The sequence below is a fragment of the Candidatus Methylomirabilis limnetica genome, assembly GCF_003044035.1.
Lineage (GTDB): Bacteria > Methylomirabilota > Methylomirabilia > Methylomirabilales > Methylomirabilaceae > Methylomirabilis > Methylomirabilis limnetica.
Genome location: NZ_NVQC01000013.1, coordinates 109,977 through 131,633 on the forward strand (window position 1 = coordinate 109,977; position 21,657 = coordinate 131,633).

At 58.5% G+C, this 21,657-nt stretch carries 20 protein-coding genes; 15 read left to right on the top strand and 5 right to left on the bottom strand.

All coding sequences use genetic code 11. The annotated features are described in order from the left end of the window. Nucleotides 1-119 precede the first annotated feature (119 nt). From gcvH to gcvPB, 3 genes are read left to right on the top strand one after another with little or no spacing between them, the layout of a single operon-like run. The gene (gcvH, locus tag CLG94_RS03375; RefSeq protein WP_107561474.1) at nucleotides 120-506 is read left to right on the top strand and encodes a glycine cleavage system protein GcvH; all 387 of its coding nucleotides are present in this window, start codon (nucleotides 120-122) and stop codon (nucleotides 504-506) included. Beyond that, entirely contained in the window at nucleotides 506-1,855 is a 1,350-nt protein-coding gene (gcvPA, locus tag CLG94_RS03380; RefSeq protein WP_107561475.1) for an aminomethyl-transferring glycine dehydrogenase subunit GcvPA, read from the top strand. Before gcvH ends, gcvPA begins: the two co-directional genes overlap by 1 nt. Continuing rightward, nucleotides 1,852-3,453, top strand: a complete 1,602-nt coding sequence (gene gcvPB / locus CLG94_RS03385) for an aminomethyl-transferring glycine dehydrogenase subunit GcvPB (RefSeq protein WP_239993100.1) — start codon at nucleotides 1,852-1,854, stop codon at nucleotides 3,451-3,453. The genes gcvPA and gcvPB overlap by 4 nt, the downstream gene beginning before the upstream one ends. A gap of 291 nt (nucleotides 3,454-3,744) precedes the next feature. Here the strand turns inward: gcvPB and CLG94_RS03390 are convergent, their stop codons facing one another. From CLG94_RS03390 to CLG94_RS03405, 4 genes are all read right to left on the bottom strand, one after another. Further along, on the bottom strand, nucleotides 3,745-4,017 hold the full coding sequence (locus CLG94_RS03390) for a type II toxin-antitoxin system YafQ family toxin (RefSeq protein WP_107561476.1): 273 nt from the start codon (nucleotides 4,015-4,017) through the stop codon (nucleotides 3,745-3,747). Continuing rightward, nucleotides 4,017-4,277: a type II toxin-antitoxin system RelB/DinJ family antitoxin gene (locus CLG94_RS03395; protein ID WP_107561477.1), complete on the bottom strand. Its 261-nt coding sequence runs from the start codon at nucleotides 4,275-4,277 to the stop codon at nucleotides 4,017-4,019. The genes CLG94_RS03390 and CLG94_RS03395 overlap by 1 nt, the downstream gene beginning before the upstream one ends. Nucleotides 4,278-4,435: 158 nt before the next feature. Continuing rightward, on the bottom strand, nucleotides 4,436-4,942 hold the full coding sequence (locus CLG94_RS03400; protein ID WP_107561478.1) for a 2-thiouracil desulfurase family protein: 507 nt from the start codon (nucleotides 4,940-4,942) through the stop codon (nucleotides 4,436-4,438). An 83-nt stretch (nucleotides 4,943-5,025) separates the two neighbouring features. Then, nucleotides 5,026-5,505: a hypothetical protein gene (locus tag CLG94_RS03405; RefSeq protein ID WP_107561479.1), complete on the bottom strand. Its 480-nt coding sequence runs from the start codon at nucleotides 5,503-5,505 to the stop codon at nucleotides 5,026-5,028. Between the two features lie 417 nt (nucleotides 5,506-5,922). On the opposite strand from CLG94_RS03405, the gene recA reads away from it, so the two are divergent. The 12 genes from recA (at nucleotide 5,923) to CLG94_RS03470 (ending at nucleotide 19,871) form a co-directional block, all read left to right on the top strand. Continuing rightward, nucleotides 5,923-6,978, top strand: a complete 1,056-nt coding sequence (gene recA, locus CLG94_RS03415) for a recombinase RecA (protein ID WP_107561480.1) — start codon at nucleotides 5,923-5,925, stop codon at nucleotides 6,976-6,978. Between the two features lie 107 nt (nucleotides 6,979-7,085). Next, complete coding sequence (locus CLG94_RS03420; protein WP_107561481.1) at nucleotides 7,086-8,225, top strand: type IV pilus twitching motility protein PilT; 1,140 nt, start codon at nucleotides 7,086-7,088, stop codon at nucleotides 8,223-8,225. 29 nt (nucleotides 8,226-8,254) lie between these two features. After that, entirely contained in the window at nucleotides 8,255-8,689 is a 435-nt protein-coding gene (locus tag CLG94_RS03425; protein ID WP_161953999.1) for a regulatory protein RecX, read from the top strand. A 20-nt stretch (nucleotides 8,690-8,709) separates the two neighbouring features. Continuing rightward, entirely contained in the window at nucleotides 8,710-11,358 is a 2,649-nt protein-coding gene (gene alaS, locus CLG94_RS03430) for an alanine--tRNA ligase (protein ID WP_161954004.1), read from the top strand. A 95-nt stretch (nucleotides 11,359-11,453) separates the two neighbouring features. After that, nucleotides 11,454-12,083 (top strand): phosphatidylserine decarboxylase, encoded by a 630-nt coding sequence (locus CLG94_RS03435; protein ID WP_107561484.1) that lies wholly within the window; start codon nucleotides 11,454-11,456, stop codon nucleotides 12,081-12,083. After that, nucleotides 12,080-12,880, top strand: coding sequence for a CDP-diacylglycerol--serine O-phosphatidyltransferase (pssA, locus tag CLG94_RS03440; protein ID WP_107561485.1), 801 nt, complete (start codon nucleotides 12,080-12,082; stop codon nucleotides 12,878-12,880). Before CLG94_RS03435 ends, pssA begins: the two co-directional genes overlap by 4 nt. Nucleotides 12,881-13,087: 207 nt before the next feature. Further along, the gene (locus CLG94_RS03445) at nucleotides 13,088-14,635 is read left to right on the top strand and encodes a 2-isopropylmalate synthase (protein WP_107561486.1); all 1,548 of its coding nucleotides are present in this window, start codon (nucleotides 13,088-13,090) and stop codon (nucleotides 14,633-14,635) included. A gap of 15 nt (nucleotides 14,636-14,650) precedes the next feature. Continuing rightward, nucleotides 14,651-15,673, top strand: a complete 1,023-nt coding sequence (locus CLG94_RS03450; RefSeq protein ID WP_107561487.1) for an aspartate-semialdehyde dehydrogenase — start codon at nucleotides 14,651-14,653, stop codon at nucleotides 15,671-15,673. Nucleotides 15,674-15,866: 193 nt separating this feature from the next. Then, entirely contained in the window at nucleotides 15,867-16,661 is a 795-nt protein-coding gene (truA, locus tag CLG94_RS03455; RefSeq protein ID WP_107561488.1) for a tRNA pseudouridine(38-40) synthase TruA, read from the top strand. Then, nucleotides 16,658-18,259 carry a multicopper oxidase family protein gene (locus CLG94_RS03460; protein WP_107561489.1) on the top strand — a complete coding sequence of 534 codons (1,602 nt, stop codon included), beginning with the start codon at nucleotides 16,658-16,660 and terminating at the stop codon, nucleotides 18,257-18,259. The genes truA and CLG94_RS03460 overlap by 4 nt, the downstream gene beginning before the upstream one ends. A gap of 40 nt (nucleotides 18,260-18,299) precedes the next feature. Next, nucleotides 18,300-19,367, top strand: a complete 1,068-nt coding sequence (locus tag CLG94_RS03465; RefSeq protein WP_161954000.1) for a thioredoxin domain-containing protein — start codon at nucleotides 18,300-18,302, stop codon at nucleotides 19,365-19,367. A 54-nt stretch (nucleotides 19,368-19,421) separates the two neighbouring features. Continuing rightward, complete coding sequence (locus tag CLG94_RS03470) at nucleotides 19,422-19,871, top strand: ester cyclase (protein ID WP_107561491.1); 450 nt, start codon at nucleotides 19,422-19,424, stop codon at nucleotides 19,869-19,871. A gap of 145 nt (nucleotides 19,872-20,016) precedes the next feature. On the opposite strand, the gene CLG94_RS03475 is transcribed toward CLG94_RS03470, so the two are convergent. Next, nucleotides 20,017-21,384: a sigma-54-dependent transcriptional regulator gene (locus CLG94_RS03475; protein WP_107561492.1), complete on the bottom strand. Its 1,368-nt coding sequence runs from the start codon at nucleotides 21,382-21,384 to the stop codon at nucleotides 20,017-20,019. Nucleotides 21,385-21,657 lie beyond the last annotated feature (273 nt).

The window sequence follows — 21,657 nt, forward strand, 5'->3', positions numbered from 1 at the left end:
AGATTTTCTCAATCGATGTTTATCCAATGTTAAGACTCTTAATATCAGCCATCAGCGCTCAGCGAAGAGGAAAGAAGCCGTTATACTTTGGCTGATCGCTGATATAGAAGGAGGTGACCATGATCCCTGAGGGGCTGTATTATACGAAAGCGCATGAATGGGTCAAGGTTGAGGGGGATCGTGGGCGTATCGGGATTACCCACTTTGCCCAGAGCCAACTCGGCGACATTGTGTTCGCGGAACTGCCACACGTCGGGAGGGTACTGCGCCAGTTTGAGGCATTCGGCGTCGTGGAGTCGGTGAAGGCGGTTTCTGACCTCTTCTGTCCGCTAACCGGTGAGGTGATTGAGGTCAACTCCTCGCTCGCATCGAACCCGGAGCAGATCAATGCCGATCCCTACGGACTGGGATGGATGATCGTGGCCAAGCTCGCTGATCCCAAAGAGCTGGGGAGTCTGATGACCGCTGAGGAGTACAGGGCCTATCTGGCGGCAGAGAACCACTGATGGAGTACATCCCAAATACGGAGGCCGACTGCCGCGCGATGCTGGATGCCATCGGTGTCCGGTCGAGCGACGAGCTGTTTGCCGATATCCCCCAGAAGCTCAGGCTCAAGCGAGGGCTGAATCTGGCGCCGCCGCTGTCCGAGACCGGACTGCGAAAGCACATGAAGGAGTTGGCCGGCAAGAACGCAGACGTGGATCAATACTCTTCCTTCCTGGGGGCAGGCGCCTACAATCACTTCATCCCTGCCGCTGTCTCCCACCTGGTGTACAGATCGGAGTTCTACACCGCATATACGCCGTATCAGCCGGAGCTATCGCAAGGGACACTTCAGGCGATCTACGAGTACCAGACGCTGATCTGCCAGCTCACAGGCATGGAGGTGGCAAACGCGTCGATGTATGATGGTTCCAGCGCCATGGCCGAGGCGGTCCTGATGGCCCACAGGATCAACGGTCGCCGGGAGGTGGTGCTGCCCATGGCCGTGCACCCGGAGTACCGGACGGTATCCCGCACCTATGTAAGCAAGCTAGGCCTCCACCTGCACGAGGCTCCATACACGGACCAGGGCACGACCGATCTGAAAAAGGTGAAGGCGGCGCTTTCGGATCGTACCTGCGCCGTTGTGGTCCAGAGCCCGAACTTCTTCGGAGTCCTGGAGTCGTTAGATGAACTCGCAGAGGCCGCTCACAAAGTCGGGGCGCTCCTGATCGTGGTTGTGTCGGAGCCGGTGTCGTTCGGCATCGTCCGATCCCCCGGTGAGTGCGGGGCGGACATTGTGGTGGGAGAGGGCCAGGCGTTCGGGAACCACCTGAACTTCGGTGGCCCCTATCTTGGCTTCTTCGCCTCGAAAGAAGCCTACATCCGCAGCATGCCGGGTCGCCTGGTCGGACAGACCGAGGATAAGGCCGGGAGGGTAGGCTACGTCCTCACGCTCTCCACCCGAGAGCAACACATCAGGCGAGAGAAGGCTACGTCCAACATCTGTACGAACGAGGGGCTATGCGCCCTGGCAGCGACCGTTCACCTTTCCCTGTTAGGCCGGGCCGGGCTCAGGGAGCTGGCCCTACTGAACCTCCGCAAGACGGCCTATGCCAAAGAAGCGATATCCAAGCTCCGCGGGTACGAGCTTCGTTTTGCAGGCCCCACCTTCAATGAGTTTGTGGTGCGGGTAAAAAGACGGACCCCTGCTGAGGTGAATTGCGCGCTGCTGGCCAAGGGAATCATCGGTGGTTTGGATCTGGGCCGATTCTACCCGGAGCTTTCGGATTGCCTGCTCATCTGCGTGACGGAGCAAAACAGTCGCGAGGAGATCGACGCGCTCTGTAAGGCGATGGGAGGTGGGCGATGAAGGATGAGGTGCGAGACACATCTCCCCATCCCCCCTTTGGTAAAGGGGGGCGAGGGGGGATTTCATCTGGGCAAAGCGCCAAATGCGAGGAAGAAGGGGCGGGTGTCGGCGCACAGGGACTCACCTTCAATGAGCCGCTCCTGTTTGATCAGGGTTCACCGGGACGGCGAGGCTGCACGCTTCCTGAGTGCGACGTCCCGGAGCTGAAGCCGGAGCGACTGCTGCCCAGAAAGCTCCTCCGGCACGACATTCCCGGTTTCCCGGAACTGTCCGAAGTCGAGGTGGTCCGGCATTTCACGCGGCTATCGCAATGGAATTACGGAGTCGATACGGGCTTCTACCCATTGGGCTCCTGCACGATGAAATACAACCCGAAGATCAATGAGGAAGTATGGCGGTTGCCAGGCTTCTCCCTCGCGCACCCGTATCAGCCGGAGAGCCTGATCCAGGGCGCCTTGGAGCTGATGTATGAGCTGGAGCAGTTCCTGGCCGAGGTGAGCGGGATGGACCGGGTGTCACTCCAGCCGGCCGCCGGAGCCCAGGGGGAGGTCTTGGGCATGATGCTGATCCGGGCGTACCTGGAATCGAAGGGGAGCCCACGGAAACGGGTCCTGGTCCCTGACTCCGCCCATGGCACCAATCCTGCGAGTTCCGCCATCTGTGGCTACGAGGTGCTGCAGATCAAGTCCGGGCCGAACGGCCGCTTGGACCCACAGGTCGTGGCCAACGCGATGGACGAGGACGTTGCCGCCATCATGGTCACGAATCCCAATACCCTTGGGCTATTCGAGGATCAGATCGCTGAGATCGCCAAGATTGTTCACGCCAAGGGCGGGCAGGTCTACTGCGACGGCGCCAACCTGAATGCCATCATCGGGATATCGAGACCGGGCGACACGGGGATCGACGTCCTGCACTTCAACCTGCATAAGACGTTTGCCGTCCCACACGGGGGCGGCGGTCCTGGCGCGGGACCGGTGGGGCTCAAGGCGCATCTCGCACCATTCATGCCGGTCCCGGTCATCGAGAAGAAGGGGAGGCGATTTGTCCTGAATGACGACCTGCCGTCAAGTGTCGGCAGGGTGCGGGCCTTCTATGGGAACTTCGCGGCGCTGGTCCGGGCCTACGCCTATATCCGTTCGCTGGGTCCATCGGGACTGCGCCGTGTAGCCGAGGTGGCCGTAATCAATGCCAATTACATCATGAGCCAGCTCAAAGACCACTACCATCTGCCGTACGACACGTTCTGCAAGCACGAGTGCGTCTTCTCCGATGCGCGCCAGCTTCCGCACGGCGTCCAAACCATCGACATCGCCAAGCGACTGATGGATTACGGCTTTCATCCCCCAACCATCTACTTCCCCCTGATCGTCAAGGGGGCCATGATGATCGAGCCGACCGAGACCGAGAGCAAGGAGACGCTGGATCAGTTCATCGACGCCATGAAGCGGATCGCCGAGGAGGCCGAGCGCGATCCGGAGCTAGTCCGGTCCGCCCCGCACAAGACCAAGGTCTCGCGGCTGGACGAGGTAAAGGCCGCCCGTCAGCCGAATCTGCGCTGGAAGGGAAAGACATCAGGAGAAGAGAGCGGGAGCTGAGGGGAGAGCAATCTCAGTAATTTCCCTAGAAAATAGCATGCAGCAGTCAGCACTCAGCCGTCAGCATCCGACAAACCCCCCTGACCCCCCTTTCAGAAAAGGGGGGGGGATATTCCTGATACGCCTCCGTGCCTCCCCCTTTCGTAAAGGGGGATTGAGGGGGGTTTGTCGGATGCGGTGCGGCCGCGGCCGCATGGGGTGTTGCTCGGCTGTGACGCAACCGATGGCGCTTTGGCCTTTGGGAATCGTGCCGTTCGACGTATGCCGCTCGCAGGCAGTGATCGTGCCTGCTCATGTTTTAAACAGGTCAGAGTGTGTGCCCATTCTCTCGAAGTGCATCCGATCGCCGGCGAGTCTGTAAACCAACAGCCAATCGGACTCGATATGGCACTCACGGCGGCCGATGAAGTTGCCGACGAGACGATGGTCACGGTGGATCGGATCCAGAGGTTCCCCTGCGAGAAGGCTGCGGATAACGATCTTCAATTTGTCGAAATTCTTACCACGACGACGGCTTCTCTCCAAGTCTTTAGCGAACTGCTGTGTATATACGGGTTTGTACATCAGATACCGAGTTTTCGGAACATGTCGTCTGCATCATCGCAGACGACCAGATCACGTCCGGTCTCGGAAGCCTCGAATGTCCGTTTTGTGGTTGCTGTCGGAACGACGACATCGAATGGAAGTCCGTCACGAAGCTCGACTTGCCTGTAGAAAATCGTGATGGCTTGTGTTGCGTTCAGGCCCAATCGGTGAAAGACGGATTCGGCGTGGTTTTTCAGGTCCGGTTCCAATCTCGCCCGTACCATTGCGGTCTTGCTCATAATATCACCTCCATTTCCTCAAAGTATTGTAGCGCAATTGGGGTACAGACGCAAGTCGTCTCTTCCTGCTAACGACTTCGACCTCAGCGGCGAATGACGTGAGGCCGCTGCAGCGAGCGGTGAAGCCGCTCGGTCGGTTGATTGCCTACGGACCCGAATCAGGGCCCGCCTTCCTGTGGTAGTTGGGTGAGGATACGATCAGCCTCCTCGAACTGAAACTCGTTGAGCACATGGATGCCCGCTTGTCGGAGGAGGGCTGCGGTGACGCCTTGCCCCGGAACCCTTCGGGAAGTAAACGTGCCGTCGTATATGAAGGACGTGCCACAGGATGGGCTACCATCTTTTAGGACCGCGACCCGAATCGACTCCCGCCGAGCGTACTCGAGTGCCTGCTGCGCGCCGGCGACGAAGAAGGCCGAGACATCACAGCCATTCACATCGAGGACCCTTCCGGTCCCCGACAGGACGCTCGAACCACCCGTAGCCCGGGCTATCTCAGCGGGTGGCCTCGGGACAGGCAACCCTCCTGCGACTTCCGGACAGAATGGTACTACGCGCCCTTCGCGTAGCCATCGTTGAAGGACGCGATCATGGCTCTGCTTGTGCTCGCCGTTGTGACGAACGCGCTCACCCAGTAAGCATGCGCTCACCAGTACTCGGTGCATCGTGAGTTGTCCCGTCAGCAGCCTAACGTGGAGGTCACCCGCGCTGCGCGGCTTTATTGCGCAGCGTCCGGTAGACCGCAGGGTTATGCCTTGGATTCATAGAGCTTGAGCATGCGGATGGTTTGAAGAAGTTGAGTGTTGTAACGGCCCTTGACTTCAACCCGACCCACTAACTCAGGGATCATGTCATCGAAGTACCACAGTTCGGATCTGTACTTCAAGGCTTTCATCTTCCGGTGGAATGAGGCCTCCATTTCGGAGCGTTTCGCTTCGAACTTGACGACCATTTTCTTGGTTGTCGCGACGACTTTGATGGTCTTTCTCCGGCCGATGAATTCGCGGAGCTTTTCCTCTGCCTGCTCCCTGTATTTCTCAAACTGATCGACTAGATAGCCGATGGTCTCGCCATCATTTGTAAGAGAGAAGGCCGACCTGAACTTCACTTCTAAGTCGTAGTATTGATTGGCGATCGGGTAATAGCCGAGCACATCGATGTTGCTGTAATTGTGTGGCACGGTGAAAGGGATGTCCCCGATGTAAAACCATCCCTTCACGATCTTCAAACACTGCTCAAGAATTTCCTAGTTCACTTCAGCCTTGGGTGTGTTCGGGACCTCAGCGATCACGTCGGTCATGGCCCAGAATACGGTCGGCGTCCAAGGGGTCGGTCCTTGAAGATATCTATATCGACGCGGCCAAGACCGATTCATGGTGCCTGTGGGATCGCGGCCAACTAATCCTTGGGAGTTCATCAATCTGCGGAGTGGATGATTCCATGGGGCCTCCTGTCTGACCGTTAAATCAACTGCCAGACTGACACCTCAAGCTTTCTCTCACCGCAACTCCCTAAGCAGCCTCACTTTTATGCCGTGTACCCCAAAATCCTGCAGTGCTTGACAACCTGGATGAAATCGCATACGGTTGTCTGGAATAATCAGGGTGGAATCGTTGCGGTCTACTGGGTTAAGGGGGGGGTTGGCATGGTGGAAAAAACAGCGGAACGGGGGGATCGGAAAGAGCGGGAACGAGCGCTAGATCTGGCAATCTCCCAGATTGAGAAATTGTACGGTAAGGGCGCCATCATGAAGATGGGCAGTTCGGGTGCGCTCTTGCCTATTGCGGTTATTTCCACCGGCTCGTTGGAACTGGACGCGGCGTTAGGAGTGGGGGGAGTGCCGCGGGGTCGCGTCATCGAGATCTTTGGGCCGGAATCGTCCGGGAAGACGACGCTAGCCCTGCACATCATCGCCGAGGCGCAGCGGGTGGGTGGCTCAGCCGCTTTCGTCGATGCCGAGCACGCGCTGGATGCCGCCTATGCCCGGGCCCTGGGGGTGAACATCGATGAGGTGCTGATCTCTCAACCGGATACGGGGGAGCAGGCCCTCGAGATCACCGAGGTTCTGGTTCGCAGCGGGGCCATCGATGTCATCGTGATCGACTCGGTTGCCGCCCTCGTGCCGCGGGCGGAGATTGATGGTGAGATGGGAGACCCCACGATGGGCCTTCAGGCTCGGCTGATGTCCCAGGCGCTCCGGAAGCTCACGGCGGCCATCAGTAAGTCCAAAACCTGTGTCATCTTCATCAATCAGCTCCGGGAAAAGATTGGGGTTATGTTTGGCAATCCCGAGACCACCACTGGCGGCCGGGCCCTGAAGTTTTATTCATCAGTCCGGCTTGACATCAGGAGGATCTCAAGTATCAAGGAAGGGGACGAGATAATCGGGGCGCGCGTGAAGGTCAAAGTGGTCAAGAACAAGGTCGCCCCCCCATTCAGAGAGGCAGAATTCGATATTATTTACGGCGAGGGGATCTCGCGGATCGGCGGTCTGCTAGATCTTGGCGCTGAGTATAAGGTTATTGAAAAGAGCGGGTCCTGGTTCTCCTACGGCGGTGAGCGGATTGGCCAGGGACGGGAGAACTCCAAGCGCTTTTTGCAGGATAATCCTACCCTATGCAATGAGATCGAAGGAAAGGTGCGCGTCGCCCTTGGATTGACCGGTGCAGTCGAGACGGAGGTGGCGCAGCAGGCACGTTGATACCTCGCGGGAAGTCTCTCCTCACGCCTTCACGCCTCACGCCCTCACGTCTTTTCTGGGAGGCTGAGCGCTGGCCGCTGAGCTCTGGTTTCTAAGGAACTATAGAGATGCCTTTCGACCTTCATGAGCTGTTGAGGCTAGTCGTTGAGCGACGTGCCTCGGACCTCCACCTGAAAGTCGGCTCCCCACCCGTTCTCCGGATTGACCACCAGCTCGTCCCTGTACAGGATCGACCTTGCCTCACCCAAGCTGACCTCGATACGACTGTCAGCCTCGTCACGACTGAGCCACAGCGACAGCGGTTTGCGCAACGTCGGGAACTAGACCTGAGCTATAGCGTTGCTAGGCTGGGACGATTTCGGACCAACCTCTTTCAGCAACGCGGGATGGTGGGGGCCGTCTTTCGGGCTATCCCACTCAAGATCGAGACGATTGAAGCGCTCAATCTGCCGCCGGTCATCGGAAAGCTGGCGATGGAACCCAGGGGGATGCTGTTGGTCACCGGCACCGCAGGAAGCGGGAAATCGACAACCCTGGCAGCGATGATCGGTCATATCAACGACAATAGAACCGGCCATATCGTCACCATTGAGGACCCGATCGAGTTCCTCCACGTAGATAATCGGTGTTTGATCAATCAGCGGGAAGTCGGAATCGATACGGAGTCGTTTCCCGACGCCCTGCGCAGCGCACTTCGCCAAGATCCGGATGTGATCCTGGTTGGAGAGATGCGCGACCATGAAACGATCAGCACGGCTATTGTAGCTGCCGAGACCGGCCACTTGGTTGTGAGTACCCTGCATACCATCGATGCGGCCGAAACGATCAACCGCATTATCGCAATCTTTCCACCCTACCAGCAGAGGCAGATCCGGATGCAACTCTCCTCGCTGCTTCGAGGGGTCATCTCGATGCGCTTGATCCCGCAGGCGGATGGCAAAGGGCGCGTGCCGGCGGTAGAGATTATGGTCGCAACCTCCACCATTCGGGAGTACATCGCTGATTCTGAAAAGACCAGAAAGATTCCGGAGGCCATCGCAGCCGGGGTATCGGAGTACGGGATGCAGACCTTCGATCAATCGCTCATGAGCCTGTACCGCCAGAGCCTCGTGAGCTATGAGGAGGCGCTCCAGTGGAGCAGCAACCCCAACGACTTCGCCCTCAAGGTTCGAGGGATCGAGACCTCGTCGGATCAACCCTGGACCGCAGAACAGAAGGGCGGCTTTCGCGAACGAAAGCCTCACTGAAGGCCAAGCCTCCTGACGCGGCGTACAGGGTGGGCGTACGCCTTCTTACTGTTCGGGACAGAACGCGCGCTGAGCTTGCTCGCCTCCTTGCGGTCAGGGGATTTGACCGAGCCGACTCACAGGTAGCGCTCGATCGGCTGCAAGAGCAGGGGTACCTGGACGACCGACGATTCGCGACCACCTGGGCCAGGAGCCGTCTCCGAACAAAACCGATGGGGTCGTATCGGCTTGGCAAGGAGCTCGAGGTCAAGGGGGTTGAGGAGCAACTCGTGCGTGAGGTCCTGGGGGACCTTTACGAAGAGGGAGAAGAGCCGGCAGCCCGCCGTGCTATGGCAGGAAAGCTCTCGGTACTCGGGCGTCTTCCGGCTTCAGCCAGGACCCTCCGGGTGGCGCGATTTTTACAGCGGAGAGGATTTTCAAGCGAAATGATCTGGCGACTGCTTCACGAGGAGCAGCAGGGGTAACGGAACACGTCATGCTGGGATTGACAGGCGGAGAGATCCGCGAGCGGTTTTTGCGATTCTTTGAGCGGAACGATCATACGGTGGTTGCCAGTTCCTCACTGGTCCCAGCCGACGATCCGACGCTACTCTTCACCAATGCCGGAATGGTTCCGTTCAAAGGGGTCTTTCTCGGAACCGATCCGCGTCCCTACCGGCGTGCCGCCTCGATCCAGAAGTGTTTGCGCGTCAGCGGTAAACATAACGATCTGGAGAATGTCGGTAGAACCGCCCGCCACCACACCTTTTTCGAGATGCTCGGCAACTTCTCCTTTGGCGATTATTTTAAGGAGAGTGCCATTGAATATGGTTGGGCGTTCCTGACGCGCGAGCTCAAGCTGCCTGCGGATCGGCTCTGGGCCACCATTTACAAGGATGATGATGAGGCGTTCAACCTATGGCAGAGGCTTGCCGGCCTGCCGCCCGATCGAGTCGTTCGCCTGGGGGACAAGGACAATTTCTGGACCATGGGCGAGACAGGTCCATGTGGGCCCTGCTCTGAACTGATCTTTGATCAGGGTCCGATGGTGGGCTGCGGGCGGACGACCTGTAGCATTGAGTGCGGGTGCGATCGCTATCTGGAACTCTGGAACCTGGTATTCATGCAATACAATCGTGATGCCTCCGGGACCCTCACGCCTCTGCCCAAGCCGAGTATCGATACCGGTGCTGGGCTGGAGCGAATGGCCGCGGTATGCCAAGGGGTCACGAGTAATTTTGAGACCGACCTGATCCGGCCGCTGATCGCGACGGTAGAGGAGCTCTCGCAGAAGCGCTATGGCGCTGACGAGAAGGACGATGTGTCGATGCGGGTGATCGCCGATCATGCACGAGCGGTCACCTTCGCGTTGGCCGACGGTGTTCTGCCCGGCAATGAGGGGCGGGGCTACGTACTGCGGCGGATCCTGCGGCGCGCACTTCGACATGGCCGTCTCCTGGGACTTGACAAGCCGTTTCTGGCTGCTGCGACCGATAAGGTGATCGACCTGATGACGGATGCCTATCCGGATCTCCCGGCTAGCCGAGCGCATGTCGCGCGCTTCGCCTGGATCGAGGAGGATCGATTCAGCATCGTGCTGCGCGAGGCGCTGCCACGCCTTCATGACCTGATCCAGAATGTGAAGACCCAGGCGGCGGAGCGGGCCATGCTTCCAGGTTCAACGCTCTTTGAGCTGTACGACACCTTCGGAGTGCCTCGGGACCTGATGGACGAGATTGCCACTGAGCAGTCAGTCGAATGCGATTGGGGCGGGTTCGAGGTAGAGTTGAGACGCCAGCGTGAACAGTCGCGATCGCATCTGAAGGCATTTGGAGACGTCCAAGGGGTCGCAGAGGCATTCCGTGACCTTGCGAAGACGGGGCGAACGGTATTCCTGGGCTACGAGTGTCTCGATCTGCAAGCGTCGGTAGTTGCGGTTCTGGCAGATGGGAAACAGGTCGATCGGATCGATGTGGGGCAGGAGGGAGATGTCGTCCTCGACCAAACTCCTTTCTATGCAGAATCTGGTGGTCAAGTGGGTGATACCGGGTACCTTCGTGGTGAGGCGCTTATCGCGGAGGTCCTGGATACCAAACGGCCGCTTACTGGATTAATCGTTCACCGAGTCCGGGTAAAGCGGGGCGACATCAGGAGAGGTCAGCGGCTCACGGCTTCGGTTGATGCATGCCGGCGCGACACGACGGTCAAGAACCACACAGCAACCCACCTCGTCCACGCGGCCCTCCGGCAGATCCTCGGAGACCATGTGCGACAGGAAGGCTCGCTGGTTGCGCCGGACCGCTTGCGCTTTGACTTCCGGCACTACGGGCCTCTGAGTCCCGCCGAGATCACTCAGATCGAGGAGATAGTCAATACTAGGCTCTGGGCCAACCAGCCGGTTGTGATCGAAGAGATGCGGATGGACGAGGCACTGGCCAAAGGCGCACTGGCCTTCTTCGGTGACAAGTATGGAGACGAGGTACGGGTAGTCAGTATCGCCGACTTTAGTATCGAGCTGTGCGGAGGGGCCCACACCAAGGCCACAGGGGAGATCGGCCTATTTAAGATCTCGCATGAGACCGGCGTCGCTGCCGGCGTACGGCGGATCGAGGCTCTGACCGGCCCTGGGGCCTTTCAGCACCTGAAGCGTGAGGGCGAGGTTCTGCAGGAATCGGCTGATCGGCTGAAGAGTAAGCCTCTTGAAGTTCCCGAAAAGGTTGACCGCCTCTTCGACGCGACACGCGCCCTCGAGCGAGAGGTCCAGCAGCTTCGGGCCAAGCTGGGTGCGGAAATGGCGGAGGAGTTGCTGAAGAAGGCGACCCAAGTCTCCGGCGTCACGGTGGTGACGGGTCTGGCCGAGTGGTGTGATCAGCGGGCCCTACGGGAGCTCGCAGATAGACTGAGGGCCAAGATCAGCAGCGGGGTGATCGTTCTGGCAACGTCCTCGGATGGACGGGTAAGCTGGGTGGCGGCCGTGACACCCGACCTCACCTCGCGGCTGCACGCCGGCAAATTGGTGAAGGAGGTGGCAAGTATTACGGGTGGGAGCGGAGGCGGCCGGGCCGATCTCGCCGAAGCCGGCGGGAAGGATCCTGATAAGCTGAATCTGGCGCTCCAGCTTATCCCGGACTTGGTTAGACGGTTTCTCGCATGAGCCCATTGTTGACCCTATTTCCCTTGGCGATCGCCGCCAGCCATGGTATCAATGACAAGAATCACTGATCAAATACCCTTTTGTGGGCAGCGTAGATGACGATACCTCTTGCACGAGAAGGGTGGCCATTTATCCTAGCACCGCTGGGCCTGGCTGCCATCCTATGGGTTGCAGGGTGGCATGGTGGTGGCGTTGCTGTACTTGTTTTGGCTGTGTTGGTGGCGTTATTTTTCCGTGACCCACCCCGCGACGTCCCGCAGGGCAAGGGGTTGCTCCTTGCCCCTGGCGATGGGACCGTTGTCCAGGTTATCCCGTATCTTGGCCACGAGTTGCAAGAACCGGCCACCCAGATCAGCATCTTCCTATCGGTTTTCAATGTACACATCAACCGTGCCCCGTTTCCCGCGGTGGTCGAAACGGTTGAGTACAAACCGGGGACATTTCGCCCCGCATGGGAGTCTAAGGCGTCGACAGGCAATGAACAGAACCTCATCATACTGAAGGCGCCGGAAGGCCGACTATTGGTGAAACAGATCGCAGGCTTGATCGCAAGGCGCGTTGTATGCCGGGTCGTTGCCGGGCAAAAGCTTGAGGCTGGAGAGCGATTCGGGCTGATTCGGTTTGGGTCGCGCGTAGATCTGATCGTTCCGGCACGTGCGGAGCTTTCCGTGAAACGCGGAGATCGTGTCAAGGGAGGAATCACTGTGATGGGGATGCTCCGATGAGCAAGGGCCGTCGCCGGCGGGGGGTCTACCTCCTACCAAGCCTGCTGACCATCAGCAATCTGCTGTGCGGGGTCTACGCTATCGTCGCCGTGCATAATGACGAGTACACCCGCGCAGCCATCGCTATTCTCATTGCGCTGATTATGGATGGCCTCGACGGGGCCGTGGCTCGGCTCACCAACACCCAGAGCGACTTTGGAGTGCAGCTCGATTCGTTAGCGGATCTGGTTGCTTTCGGCGTCGCGCCCGCCATCCTCACCTATGCGTGGGCGATCAAACCCTACAGCAAGATGGGATTGCTGTTCGGATCGATCATCCCGACGGCGCTGTTCGTTTCGAGTGGCGCCTTCAGGTTGGCGCGTTTCAACGTTCAGACGCGAATTCTCGACAACCGCTATTTTGTCGGCCTCCCGATTCCGGCGGCCGCAGCGGTTATCGCCTCCTTCGTGCTCTTCATGCGAGAGTCGCCTTCGCTGATCCTCTTTCAGCGTGAGTTGCTCTCAGATCGGGTGACGTCTGCGCTCATGGTCGTCATCGTCTACGCGCTATCGTTCTTGATGGTCAGTCCCCTCCGGTACCGCAGTCTGAAAGGGATCGAGATCAAGAAACGTCAACCCTTCGCGCTCCTCATCGGCCTGACACTTGTGGTCTCGGTCATCGCTTCAGAGCCAGGATTGGTGGCCTTTTTCTGCTTCTTTCTCTATGCCATGTCTGGCGTCATTCGCATGATTCCGTCAATTAGAAGACACGTATCAGAGCCGGTGGAGCACGTGATCGGCGGGGAAGGTGGACCGTAGGGCAGGGCGGAAGGCTCGTTCCGTCGCCGCGAGAGGCAGCAACAGAGGATCAGTGAAGCGGAGATAGTTAGTTGTGTACGTCTCATGCTTCTGTGTATTTACCGTTCGCCCTGAGCTGGTCGAAGGGTGAAGCATTTCGACAAGTTCCGTTCATGGTTCGACCAGCTCACCACGAACGGAATATAAAGGGATACCCTAGAGGATAAGATGGGCAATCGTATTATGATCTTCGACACCACGCTCCGGGATGGCGAGCAGGCGCCGGGCTGCAGCATGAATACCAGGGAGAAGCTGGAAATGGCCCGGCAACTGGCGCGTCTTAAGGTGGACGTGATCGAGGCCGGCTTTGCTATCGCCTCCGAAGACGACTTCGAGGCGGTCAAGACGATCGCCCAGAACCTGAAGGACGGACCGATCATTGCCAGCCTCTGCCGAGCTCGCGATATCGACATCGATCGCTCCTGGGAGGCGTTGCAATATGCTGAGCGCTCACGGATTCATATCTTCATCGCCACCTCCGAAATTCATATCACCTACAAGCTGAAATCAACCCATGAGGATGTCCTGCAGGCGGCTGTTACGGCAGTCAAGCATGCCAGGCGCTATACCGACGATGTCGAGTTCTCACCAGAGGACGCTCATCGGAGCGAGCAGGATTATCTCTGTAAGGTTGTTGAGGAGGTGATCAAGGCTGGCGCCACCACGATCAACATTCCAGATACGGTCGGCTATGGTGTCCCCTGGGAGTTTGGAGCCCGGATCAAGAATCTGTTCGATCGGGTGCCCAACATCGACAAAGCGGTGATAAGCTGCCACTGTCATAACGACCTTGGGCTGGCGGTGGCGAACTCGCTGGAGGCGATCAGAAACGGGGCCAGACAGGTTGAATGTACCATTAACGGAATCGGTGAGCGTGCCGGAAACGCCTCTCTGGAAGAGATCGTAATGGCGCTGCGGACACGAAAAGACCTGCTGGACTTCGAGGTCGGGGTCAATACGGAGGAGATCTACCGGTCCAGCAAGCTCCTGACCAGCATCATCGGGATCCCCGTCCAGCCGAATAAGGCCATCGTCGGCGCCAACGCTTTCGCGCACGAGGCCGGTGTACACCAACACGGCATGCTGCAGAAGCCGCTCACCTATGAGATTATGACCCCCGAATCAGTGGGGGTGCCTCAGAGCCGACTGGTTCTGGGGAAGCACTCCGGGCGGCACGCCTTTAAGAAGCGGTTGGAGGAGCTGGGCGTGATGTTGGCTGAAGAGGCCTTAAACAGGGCCTTCATCCGGTTCAAGATCGTGGCCGATAAGAAAAAAGAGGTGTTCGACGACGACCTGCTGGCCATCGTCGAGGAGGAGGCCCTGGCTGCCGGCGAGACCTATACCCTTGAGTATCTGCAGTTCACGAGCGGTATCAACATCGTCCCCACTGCCACCGTGCGGCTCAAGCGAGAGAACGAGATCTTCCAGGAATCAGGCTGGGGGGATGGCCCGGTGGATGCGGCCTACAAAGCGATCGACCAGATCACGAAGATCCAAGGGCGGCTGGCTGACTACTCGATCAGGGCCATCACCGCCGGGAAGGACGCGTTGGGCGAGGTGGTCCTGAAGCTGGAAGTCAATGGCCATACCGTAATCGGCAGAGGAACCTCTACCGATGTCATCGAGGCCAGCGTGAGAGCCTACCTGAACGCGATCAATAAGATTGTCGGCGCGGCTCGGCCTCCCAAAGATATGGCCGCGCCAAGGGGACTGTGACCGCGAGGACGTGACATGGCGAACAGAACATACACGGTAGCGGTCGCCGGAGCCACCGGCGCGGTCGGAGAGACAATGCTTCGACTGCTCGAAGAGCGGAACTTTCCCGTCCGACGACTGAAGCTCCTGGCCTCCGAGCGCTCAACCGGGAAGAGCCTCACCTTCAAAGGGGAGGAGATCAAGGTCGAGCGGCTGGACGATGGCTCGTTCCAGGGGATTGATATCGCCCTCTTTTCGGCCGGCGCCACCCGCAGTCAGGAGTTCGCCCCGGCGGCTGTCAAGGCGGGCGCGGTCGTCATCGATAACAGCTCCGCGTTCCGGATGCAGTCCGATGTCCCGCTCGTCATTCCGGAGATCAACCCGGACGCGATTGCCGGGTATCAGGCTCGTGGCATCATCGCCAACCCCAACTGCACCACGATCGTCATGCTCATGCCGCTCAAGCCGCTGCACGACTATGGCCGGGTCAGGCGTGTCATCGTTTCGAGCTACCAGGCAGTGTCCGGTGCGGGGGCGAAGGGGATCGAGGAGTTGAGACGGCAGACGTTAGCCTGGGCCAGGGGCGAGCCGATCGAGGTCAGCGCCTTCCCCCAGCAGATTGCGTTCAACCTCATTCCTCACATTGACACGTTCCAGCCGAATGGCTACACGAAAGAGGAACTGAAGCTTGTCTTTGAGACCCGGAAGATCCTGGGAGACGAATCGATCGGGGTCTCTCCCACTACCGTACGCGTCCCCGTCTTTACAGCCCATTCAGTTTCCATGAACGTCGAGACGGAACGAAAGATTGGGGTAGATAGGGCAAAGGAGTTACTCTCGAAGATGCCGGGACTTGTTGTGATCGATGAGCCAGAAGCAGGCCGCTACCCGATGCCGATCTTCGCGGCCGGCAAGGACGACTGCTTTGTCGGTAGGATCAGAGAAGATCTTACGAATGATCATGCCCTCAACCTCTGGGTGGTGGGAGACCAGCTTCGAAAGGGGGCGGCCCTGAACGCCATTCAGATCGCTGAGCTGTTAGTGGACCGCTATCTTTGAACAGCCAACCCTTGATCTTCAAAGATAATCCATGACAGGAGCGCTGAATCGGCGCTCCTGTTCGTCTTTTAGGACAATACCTCATTAAACTTTTATTTGCCCTTAGAGATGAACACCAGGACCAATCACCCACTCCCCAACCCTCCCCCCTCGGAGGGGGAGGGGACGGGTGGGGGGGACTTTCGAAGCAGTGATGCCTACCTTCAAATTGACGATCGAATACGATGGGACAGACTATCATGGCTGGCAAGTTCAGCCTGGAATGACCACCATTCAAGGAACGCTACAGAAAGCGGTCAAGCGGATTGTCGGGAAGGGCGTCCACGTCATGGGTGCAGGCAGAACCGATTCCGGCGTCCACGCCCTCGGTCAGGTCGCCAGTCTTCGAGCTGAATTCAGCCATCCACCAGACATTCTCCGGCGAGCCCTGACCAGTGTTCTGCCGCCCGATATCGTCGTGACGGCGGTGGAGGAGATGGACAACGACTTTCACGCTCAGCTCTGGGCGAAGTGGAAGCGGTACCGGTATACCATCCTTACGCGCCCATACCCATCCGCCCTCGAGCGTCGATACACCTTATTTGTCCCTTACCCACTCAAGATAGATGCCATGGCTGATGCCGCGAAGACCCTGATCGGTACCCACGATTTCAGCGCCTTTCAAGCGGCTGGTAGTTCCGTAAAATCTTCGATCCGAACGGTATTGGTAGCTGAGTTACGGCAGGAGGGGGATCACCTGTTGCTTGAGATCGTGGCGAGCGGGTTTCTCCGCCACATGATTCGGATCATCATGGGGACTCTGCTGGACGTTGGGAGGGGAAGATTACGGCCTGAAGATCTTAAAGCGATACTTGAAGGAAAAGATCGCAACAATGCATCTAAGACTATTTCTCCACATGCACTATGTTTGCTCGAAGTGGGCTACCAGCCGTTCACGCCTCACGCCTCACGCCCTCACGTCCTTTCGCAGGAGGTTTGCTTCCCATGAGTGAAGCTACTGATCTCTCCAGGAGAAGGCTATTGCAATACCTCGGTCTCACCGCAGTGGCTACGGCAGTAGTGCCGGAGTGGTTATTTGCGGCGGACGAACAGGGTTCCCAGGAACGCTCGGGTCAGTCGGAGCCGGATATCGAGGTCGGAATAACAGCCCAGCCAGCAGAGAGTCCGATCCTACCGGGTCGTCCGACAAAGGTATGGAAGTTCTCGGGGGAGTTGGTCAAGGGGCCGCCCGGCACCGTGGAGGATATCCCGGATAGCTATCTCGGCCCCATACTACGGTTGCGCCAGGGGCAAAAGGTCCGCATCCGTTTCCACAACAAACTGCCAGAACCCTGCGTGATCCATCAACATGGCCTGCATGTGCCTGAGAAGGCGGACGGCCACCCTCGGCATCAGATAGGCAGCGGTCAGACCTCTGTGTATGAATTCACGGTCCTCGATCGAGCCGGCACCTATTGGTTCCACCCGCACACCCACCATCGGACCGCTGAGCAGGCCTACTACGGTCTGTCGGGTTTGATCCTCGTGACTGATGCTGAGGAGCAGTCACTGGATCTGCCGCGCGATGAGCATGATATTCCATTGGTCATTCAGGATCGCAGCTTTGATGACCACAACCAACTGCGCTATATCGGACATATGCATGATCGGTTCAGGGGGTTCTTGGGCGATCGGGTGCTGGTCAACGGCAAACCGGATTTTGTCCTCCCGGTGGCTACCCGAGTCTACCGCCTTCGGATCCTCAACGGATCGAATTCCCGCATCTACAAGTTGGCCTGGAACGATGGGAGCCCGTTGACCGTGATCGGCACTGATGGGGGGCTTCTGGAAAGCCCGGAGGTCCGCAACTATCTGATGCTGGCCCCCGGTGAACGAGTAGACCTTTGGGCAGACCTTCGCGGCCGAAAGCTCGGTGACGAAATTACGCTGCGCAGCGCTGCCTTCTCTGGTGTGATGCCCATGATGGGCATGGGCGGCGGCATGATGGGGATGGGGCGCGGCATGCGAGGCGGGATGATGGGCGGGATGGGCGCCGCACTGCCTCACGGGGCGGAGTTCTCTATCCTGACAGCTCGCATTGTACGGGAGGAACGTGATCAGCGTGTCCTCCCGCGCCGCTTATCGCAGATTCAGCGGTACCGGCCGCAAGATGCTGCCAATGCCCAGAAGCCCAAGTCCATTCATCTGTCCATGAGGGGTATGTCGCCACGACTGAACGGCCGCTCGTTTGAAATGACCAGGGTAGCTGAAGAGGAGATCATCCCGCTGAATACCATGCAGCTACTGGAATTCGTGAATCGGGACCACCGTGCCCACGGGATGATGATGGCCCACCCGATGCATATCCATGGTCAGCAGTTTCAGGTGCTCAAGCGAGAGATGGCCCCCGGATTTGAACGACATTACTCTTCGGTCAGTCAAGGGTTCGTAGATAATGGTTGGAAGGACACGGTGCTTGTGATGCCGGGGGAAAAGGTCACGATCCTCAAACGCTTTGACCATTTCACGGGCCTGTATCTTTATCACTGTCACAATCTCGAGCACGAGGACCTGGACATGATGCGAAACTTTCTGGTCCAGGCTTAGCGTAATCAGGCTTCTGAAACCAATGAGTAAGGAGTGTATCATGCTGTTAGTGGGAAAGAGCAGATCTGAAGGCCGGGCCATTGCGATCGGCGTAGCCTTTCTCTTATGGGCAGTTCTATTTGAGCAGTCTGCGTTTGGTGGGGGGCCGCCAGCCAAATCGGTAGATCCGGGAGTGGCTGCAAAGGTGGGTGACCAGATAGTCACGCTAGATGAGCTCGAGAAGGCGCTGGCCCCGCAGCTTGCCAAGCTGCAAGATCAGAAATTCCAGCTCATGGCGTCGAAGCTGGAGGAACTGATCGCGGGGCGCCTTCTGGCACTCGAGGCTAAGCGGCGCGCGATCACGGTTGAGGAGCTATTGAAGGCCGAGGTTACTTCGAAGGCGCCTGGGGTCACTGACACAGAGGTCACGGCATTCATAACGCAGAATAAGGCGCGGCTTCAGGGGCAGGAAGCCGAGATTCGCCCTAAGGTTCGCGAGCACCTGGTGGGTCAGAAACTACAAGAGACGCGCAGTACCTATCTGGCCGGCCTCCTGCAACGCGCCAAGGTTGAGCGCTTCCTGGAGGAACCAGAGCCGATTCGGATCCCGGTGAGTGCGGAAGGGGCCTTTGCTCAAGGCCCAAAGGATGCGCCAATCACCATCGTTGAGTTCTCCGACTTTCAATGTCCGTACTGCAGTCGGGTCATCGCGACACTGAAAGAGGTGGTGCGGCTCTATCCTAAGCAAGTACGGTTAGCGTTCCGGGATTTCCCGATCGCCGGTCTTCATCCTAAGGCATTGAAGGCGGCTGAGGCGGCGCGATGCGCTGGCGAGAAGGGAAAGTTCTGGGAATACCACGACCTCCTCTTTGAGTCTCAGGCTCAAGCGACGCCCGCAGACTTCAAACGATTCGCTGAGCAGTTGAAGCTCGATGCCAACAGCTTCGCTACGTGCCTGGACAGTGGAAGGCACGCAGCAGCGGTCGCCGCTGATGTCCAGGAAGGGACGCGCCTCGGTATCACCGGGACCCCGACCCTTTTTATCAACGGGCGGTTTGTCGTTGGCGCCCTGCCATTGGAGGCCTTTCAGGGGATCATTGATCGCGAGCTTCGCCGCTCCTCGAAATAACCTTCAGCCTTCAGCCTAAACCCCTAAACATCACTCATGTTCAGGAGGCATGAAATGTCGACCGAAGAGAACAAACGTTTGGTGCGTCGTCTCTACGAGGAAACCGATAAGCAGAATTTCGCGGCGATGGATGAGTTCTTCTCCGCCGATCTGATCGATCACGACCCACCGCCGATCCCTAATCTTCAGCCCGGGCTTGAAGGGATCAAGCAGGCGTTCAGGGTGTTCGCGACCGCGTTCCCAGACGGCACCCATGTCATCCACGATCTGATTGCCGAGGGAGACCGGGTGGTGATCCGAGTGAGCGGAATCGGAACGCATCAAGGCGAATTCAAGGGTATCAAGCCAACTGGGAAGCCGGTCGAGATGACTGGCATTGCCATCTACCGTATCGATGGAGGGAAGATCGTGGAGCGATGGGCGCAGCACAACTTCCTTGGGTTCGTCATGCAGCAATTGGGGGTGATCTCCGCTCACGGGCATGAGTCCTCACCCCCATCCTGACCAGCTCAAACTACATGCGCCCTCTACGCCTAACGGTCGAGATTACTCGCCAGGGATGGCGGCGAGCGACGTTGAATGTACGCGCATGCTCCCTCTTGATGGGGGAGGGTGGGAAAAATGGGCGGGTTCTTTTACTGGCGTGAGATCAGCTCTTCTCGCGGATCTGTAGTTCTTTGATCAGGCGGGCAAGGTCGGTCCGCTGCAGGCCAAGGGCGCTCGCAGCCTTCGATTGATTGCCTCCTGAGCGGTACAGGGTCTCCCGGATGACCTGTCGTTTGTAAGCCACCACAGTTTCATGGAAGTCGCGAGGCGCTTCTCCAGCAGGCGACTCCGGTGCGCCGGCAAGGACAGTCAGTGGGAGGTCTTCCGAGGTGATCCGATCGCGGGTACTCAGGACAACGGCCCGCTCGATAAAATTCGCCAGCTCTCTCACATTGCCTGGCCAGTGGTAGTGTCGCAGTAACTCCCATGCGTCCGGAGTGATCTCCTTAATTCGCTTTCCCATGCGGTCGCAGTATTGGGTGAGGAAGTGATTGGTGAGGGAGACAATGTCCTCCAGGTGGTCTCGGAGTGGGGGGAGCGAGACGGTAATGACATTGAGACGGCGGTAGAGATCCTCACGGAACAACCCCTCGCGGATCGCCTTGTCCATGCGGCGATTCGTGGCGGCAACGAAGCGGAGGTCGACCCGTATCGGCCTCGTCCCGCCGACCCGCTCAAACTCGTGCTCTTGAAGGACACGGAGCAGCTTTGCCTGTAGGTGCGGCTTCAGATCGCCGATCTCATCGAGGAAGGCCGTCCCGCCGTCGGCCAGCTCCAGCTTCCCGCGCTTGCGCTGGTGCGCGCCCGTAAAGGCTCCGCGCTCATGCCCGAACAAATCGCTCTCAAGCAGATCTTCCGATACTGCCACGCAGTTCACCACCACAAAGGGCTGATCCCGCCGCTGGCTCCATTGATGGATAGCTCTCGCGAATACCTCCTTGCCGGTTCCAGTCTCCCCCTGCAGGAGAATCGTAGAACTTCTGGCCGCCGCTCGTTTGGCGGCCTCGATGGCATTCAGGATCGACGGGCTGTGCCCGATGATCGGCCGATCTTGTCCCCTGACCTCCCCTGACAGTAGGAGGTTGTCCCGCTTCAACGCCTCCCGTTCTAGCGCCTTGCCGATAACCACTTCCAGATGCCCCGGGCTAAACGGTTTGGTCAAGAAGTCGTACGCGCCGGCCCGCATCGCCTCCACGGCCTTATCGATGGTGCCATACGAGGTCATTACGATAGTTGTCGTCTCGATCCCCTCATCGCGGATCGCCTTCAGCACCTCGAGGCCACTCTTCTTCGGCATCATAAGATCAAGGAGGGTGATGGTCAGCGAGTTCTCTCTCAGCCGCGTCAGCGCCTGCACACCATCTTCTGCCTCCACGACCTCGAACCCCATGGCCTTCAGCCGATCACGCACCACCTCCCGAATGTCGGGGTCATCGTCCACGATCAGGATCTTGCTATGACTGGGGATCATTGTGATTGCTCCGCGTCAGCGAGGGTTGTCGTTACATTGGTCTGCGCCAGGGGCCGCCTGGGCAGGGTCATGTAGTGCCCCCCTGAAAGTCATTGGGGACGACGCGCTGCATGAGCGACACGCACTCGCGCCGAAGTCACTTCCGCATACGGCGTTGTCTCTACCATCTGGTTCTCCCCATGAGGCTAACAGATATTAGCCGACAGTTCTTAGGCGGACTCTACGATATTGGTGTGTGCAATGCAACACGATACTCGTGACACACTCCTTGGA